General features: G+C 67.4%; 5 protein-coding genes. All 5 read right to left on the reverse strand.

Going from position 1 to position 4,971, the window contains the following annotated elements:
* On the reverse strand, window positions 1-441 hold a 441-nt coding region (locus G6R25_RS21390; RefSeq protein WP_205447318.1), incomplete at its 3' end, for a hypothetical protein.
* Window positions 442-674: 233 nt separating this feature from the next.
* The gene (locus G6R25_RS21395) at window positions 675-1,061 is read right to left on the reverse strand and encodes a hypothetical protein (RefSeq protein WP_163554341.1); all 387 of its coding nucleotides are present in this window, start codon (window positions 1,059-1,061) and stop codon (window positions 675-677) included.
* Between the two features lie 164 nt (window positions 1,062-1,225).
* Window positions 1,226-1,501 (reverse strand): helix-turn-helix domain-containing protein, encoded by a 276-nt coding sequence (locus G6R25_RS21400; protein WP_205447320.1) that lies wholly within the window; start codon window positions 1,499-1,501, stop codon window positions 1,226-1,228.
* A 904-nt stretch (window positions 1,502-2,405) separates the two neighbouring features.
* Complete coding sequence (locus G6R25_RS21405; RefSeq protein ID WP_163554343.1) at window positions 2,406-3,401, reverse strand: pentapeptide repeat-containing protein; 996 nt, start codon at window positions 3,399-3,401, stop codon at window positions 2,406-2,408.
* A gap of 326 nt (window positions 3,402-3,727) precedes the next feature.
* Window positions 3,728-4,786 carry a protein rep gene (locus G6R25_RS21410; protein ID WP_163554344.1) on the reverse strand — a complete coding sequence of 353 codons (1,059 nt, stop codon included), beginning with the start codon at window positions 4,784-4,786 and terminating at the stop codon, window positions 3,728-3,730.
* Window positions 4,787-4,971 lie beyond the last annotated feature (185 nt).

The raw sequence follows: 4,971 nt of genomic DNA on the forward strand, positions 1-4,971 counted from the left end.
GACCGCATGCGCCTGCAGAGCCCGCTGGTACAGCGCCGCCGGGTAGCTCACCCGAGCGGCCCGCACACCGGCCCTAGCAGCCCTCCTACGGCCCCGGGCGGCCTTGCTGGCGAGGCGGGCAGCGCGGCAGCGGGCGGTCAGCGGGTTCGCCGTCGCCTCCCGGGCCGTCTTGCACTGGCTGCGGGCCTGCGCCACCGCCACCCCGGCCACCGCCCGGTGATGGCGGGCTGCGATCCACACCGCCCGATGCTCCAGGGTCCGCAACTCGCGGCGACGGCCGGCCTCCGCATCCCACCAGGAGGCGAACGGGGCGCACGCCGGCGACAGCCCGTCGAGGACCGTCACCGCCGCCGCGGACGTCGCCCGCCAGACACGGACGACGGCCGGGTCGGAGGGGGGCTGCGGGGCCTGTTCGGGGGTGGTTGCAGCCGCCGGTTGCACTGGTTGCACCCGGACTGGCTGGTTGACCCCTGCAACCACCCCTGCAACCACCCCTGCAACCACCCCTGCAACCACCCCTGCAACCACCCCTGCAACCACCCCTGACCTGCAAGGTTGCAGGTTGCAGTCAGGGGGGACGGAGGGGGCCCTACGCGCGTGCGCGCGAGGGACCCCGGTTTCCGGCGGGTTGCAACCCGACTCGGACGCCCCATCGGACGGGGTGGAATGAGCGGTCATGCCGCACCACCGAACAGATCATCCTGGGCGGTGCAGACCGGGCACAGCGGCCCCGACGGCGTCACGTCCAGCTGACCGCGGCAACGGGTGCACCGCCGACGCGGCGCCAGCGGGATGACAGTCATGGCGATCCGCAGGCTGCGGGAATCCACCAGCACGATCGACGGGCAGGCCTGGTGCTGCACGGTCAGCGCGAACCCACACGCCCGGCAGCAGACACCACGGCCGGTACGGAGCTCGGCGGTGTGCCGACGGCGGACGTCCAACTCTTCAGCGGCAGTCACCCGACGGCCCGCCTTCAACGCGGCGAGGATCACCGGATCGAAGATCTCTTCGGGATGGTCGACCGTGACCGTGATCCGACCCGGACGGCAGGCACTCATGCCACACCACCCAGACGGGCGGCGGGCGAAACCTGGCGCGCAGATCCACGGCCAGGCAGGGAAAGATGACTCATAGCGGGCTCCTGTTATCGCAGGTGATCCGTTAGCCCTCGGGCCGGCCTGCTAGCCGGTCCGGGGGCGCTTTTCAGTTGTGGGACGTGGTGCTACGCGGCTCTCGTTCGGGTCCGCACCGTTCGAGCCTTCGCGGGGGGGAGTCGTCCGGCTGCGGCGATCGCCGCGTAGCCGGAGATCAGCTCGCTAGTGGTCAAGCCGAAGTAGTCAGCGACCTTCGGGAGATCGTCGACCTTCCAGATCGAATGCCCCAGAAGACGTTGCGACAGCGTGCCCGGAGTGATCCCCAGAACCTCGGCCACGTCGACCTGCCGCTTGCCTGTCCGGGTCATCAGGAACCGGACCGTTTCGTTGATCGTCGACTCCAAGCTCTCCACGGACCCTTCCATCATGATATCTACACCGCCTCAATTTCCATGACCCCGTCATTTTTAGGATGACCATAGCATGGAAACTCATGCTATGGCAAGACTTCTGCTGAATTTCATCTCTGAAGGCCTGGCGGACCTGCGGGCACCGGGTGGCGTGAGCGGCTGACCTGCACCCCGCGGTCCTGCGGTCGCCAGGCCGCACCGGCCCGCGGCGGGCCGTCGACTACCGCCCCCTGGGCGCCTCGGCGCCTCGGGCATCTGTCGATCCGGCGGGCAACGCCACGAACCCCTGCGGCGGCCGGCGCTGGGGCGGCCCCGGCGGGGTCGATCCGGGGTCCCGGATGCCTCCGACTGGCCTGGTTGCACCCCAGGAAACCGCGGGTTGCAGTTTCCTGGGAGTTTCCTGGCGGAAACCGCTCTGACCTGCAGGTTTCCTAGTTTCCTGGTGGGGGGCCCTACGCGTGCGCGCGCGAGGAAACCGAGTTTCCGGGCCGCTGCGACCTGTCCCGGGCGCCCCGCCGAAGCCCCCCCGCTGACATCCAGTTCTTCACCCCCAGCGGCATCTCCGGCAGCCGACATGCCAACGCCCCGCCGAGGACGGGTCGGGCGAGGCGTCAGACGACCGAACAAGATCAGCCGAGAGTGTTAGTCAACGTTGTTGTCGACACCTGCCGGGTTGATCTCCTGAGTGGGGCCGTGGAGGCCGGCGGTGTCGAGGTGGTAGGTGGTGAGTAGCTCGGTGAGGGCGGCGAAGCCCCCTTACATCCGGTTCTTCGTCCAGCCGGGTCCGGCGGGAGACATGCCAGCGCCCCGCCGGCCCGTTCCCCCGGCGGAGCGCTGGAGCGTGTCGGACAGGACCATCCCTGGCATGGGGGAGCCGCTGCCGGTTCTTCGACGCCTGCTATTCGGACTCCGTCCAGCACGCCGGCCGGGTGATCCCCGCAGGTAGAACCGTCTGCTCGTCACCTCGGGCAACGTCTACCTGCGTCTGCGTCAACCCCTCGACGCCGGTGAGGTCCGCGAAGTCCAGGCAGGCTCTGGTGAGGTTCGCCCCGTCCAGCCGGGCGCCGGTGAGGTTCGCCAGGTCCAGCTGGGCATCGGTGAGGTTCGCCCCGTCCAGCGAGGCCCTGGTGAGGTTCGCCTTCCACAGCAAGGCTTCCGTGAGGTTCGCCCCGTCCAGCGAGGCCCTGGTGAGGTTCGCCTTCCACAGCAAGACTCTGGTGAGGTCCGCCCCCTCCAGTCGGGCGCCGGTGAGGTCCACCTCGTCTAACCAGGCTCTGGTGAGGTCAGCCCCGTGTAGCGAAGCTTCCGTGAGGTCCGCCCCGGTCAGCTGGGCGCCGGTGAGGTCAGCCCCCTCCAGCCGAGCCTCGGTGAGGTCAGCCCCGTGTAGCGAAGCTTCCGTGAGGTCCGCCCCCTCCAGCCGGGCGCCGGTGAGGTCCACTTCGCACAGCCAGGCACCGGTGCGGTCCATCCCATGCAGCCAGGCGCTGAACGGAACAGCCCGGGAGATGCCGATTTTGGACGAGAGCCGGCCCAACGCGGTCAACGCGGCCTGCACATCGGTATCGGGATTTCGTCCAAGATCCAGCGGTGTGTCGCTGGTGGCTTGATCGGCCGGAGCCGGCGGCTCCAGGCTGGCACTCCGGCCGCTCGTCGCTCTCCCAGACCAGGCGGCCCAGGAGCGACGAGCCCCGTGGGGATGATCGGGAATGGTGTGCTCGCGAACGAAGGCCGAAAGGACCTCCACCACCGGATGGCGGTACGTCTTCGACTCGGCCCCGAGGCTCTCCAACGCGTAAATCCCGTCCAGGCGGACGTCCAACGCCTCCGAACCAAGCTGGCCGATCCCAGCGGTGTACCGCCCGACCAGCTTCCGTTGCTTCCGCGTCGGATCCACCGTCCGGCATAGCGTTCCCTTTATCGCAGGCCACGCCTTCACGGTCAGTGCTCCCACCCGACCTAATGTCACCGACTGCAATCCACCGATCACGTAAGTCCGTAGTTGTGCTGGATCAACGTTTTCCTCCGGCATGCCATGAGGTTCTACACGCCGACTGAACCGGTGTGGACACCGGAGGAGTCCAGACAGCCCCGTAGCCCGACGGCGCATGGACAGTTCGAACACGATCAGCCCGGGCGAGCGGCGAACCAGAGCATCCGACCTTCCCCACTCCCCCCTCGCCCATAGGTCTAGCCGGTCGTCACGTAACCCCCGGCCGGGGGTTAGCCAACGCTGTTGTCTACACCCGCCGAGCCGATCTCCCGGGTGGGGCCGTGGAGGCCGGTGGTGTCGAGGTGGTAGGCGGTGAGCAGCTCGGTGAGAGCTCCGAAGCCGCCGGTGTCCAGCGAGCGCAGCACCGCCGCCTCCAGGCCGATGGCGACGACGCGGCGGTAGAGCCAGTTCGCCAGCCGGCCAACCTCCACCCCCGCGTCGTCGCCATCGGCGGCCAGGTCCGCGTCGGAGGCCTCCGGCTCGTCGGGCAGGAGCTCGGCGCGGAGGCCCTTGCTGAAGCGAATGACGGACTTGCCTTTGGTTTCCCGTTCGTACTCATGCCAAAGCTTCAACACGTCGGCGTCGCGGGTCCGCAGGAAGTAGGCGGCGATATCGAACGGCATCAGACTCCCTTTCCGGCCCTTCTTCAAATCGCCGCGGGCCATTTCGTTCCCCAGGCCGACACCGGTTTCCTGGAGCTTGACCAGGTAGCGGCCGAGGGCGTCGGAGTCCCGGGTGATGATATCGAGTTTCACTCCGATTCCTTTCGCCATAGGCTTGTGCCCATTCCGCACATAGAAAGCATTCAACTTATCGAAATACTCCGTCGATAACTTCCCGTAAGCCGTCGGCGTGACCGGCTCCCGGAAGACCTCCACATCGTGGGTGTGGGGGTGCCAGCCATTGTTCCCACGGGTGATTTCCTTCGCCGTGATGCATCCCAGGAAGCCCGCTTCCGCACGTGCCATCTTGACCATCTTCTGCGAGGAAGCCCAGGCTCGACCTTCAGTCAGCCCGCCGAGGGTTGTACGCAACTCGTCTTCGGCGGTGTGGGGGATTGTTCGGGTCACGAAAACAGCCCCGAAACCGGCCTCGATGGCCCGGGCAATGGCCCGGGAGATCTCGTCGGCCCGCCGGAACCTGATCTTGGCCGAGCAAACCGGACAAACCCACCCAGATCCACACGTTGACAGGCCGCTGTAGCGATGATGATCTCCGTTTTGGATCAGAGCGACGTCCGAGACGCCCAGCGGCAGGCCGCACTCGCGGAGCCACCGGTTCGTCGTCACGCCGCGGAGACCAAATCGCAAAACGCTCCGAGCCTCCTGGCGATCATGCTGTTCAGCGGTTTCCGCTGGGGCACAGGCCAACCCGGGCTCCGCGGAGGGCAAATTTGAGCATGATCGGGGCCGGTAAGTTTCCGTAGTACCTAGAAGATCTCTTGAGGCAAGATCATTTTCGTCCTTGATCACGA

The organism is Candidatus Frankia alpina (genome assembly GCF_902806485.1).
GTDB lineage: Bacteria > Actinomycetota > Actinomycetes > Frankiales > Frankiaceae > Frankia > Frankia alpina.

Bases quoted from the DNA above. Each gene is read 5' to 3' on its own strand.
- G6R25_RS21395 (WP_163554341.1), bottom strand. From the start codon at position 1,061: ATGAGTGCCTGCCGTCCGGGTCGGATCACGGTCACGGTCGACCATCCC.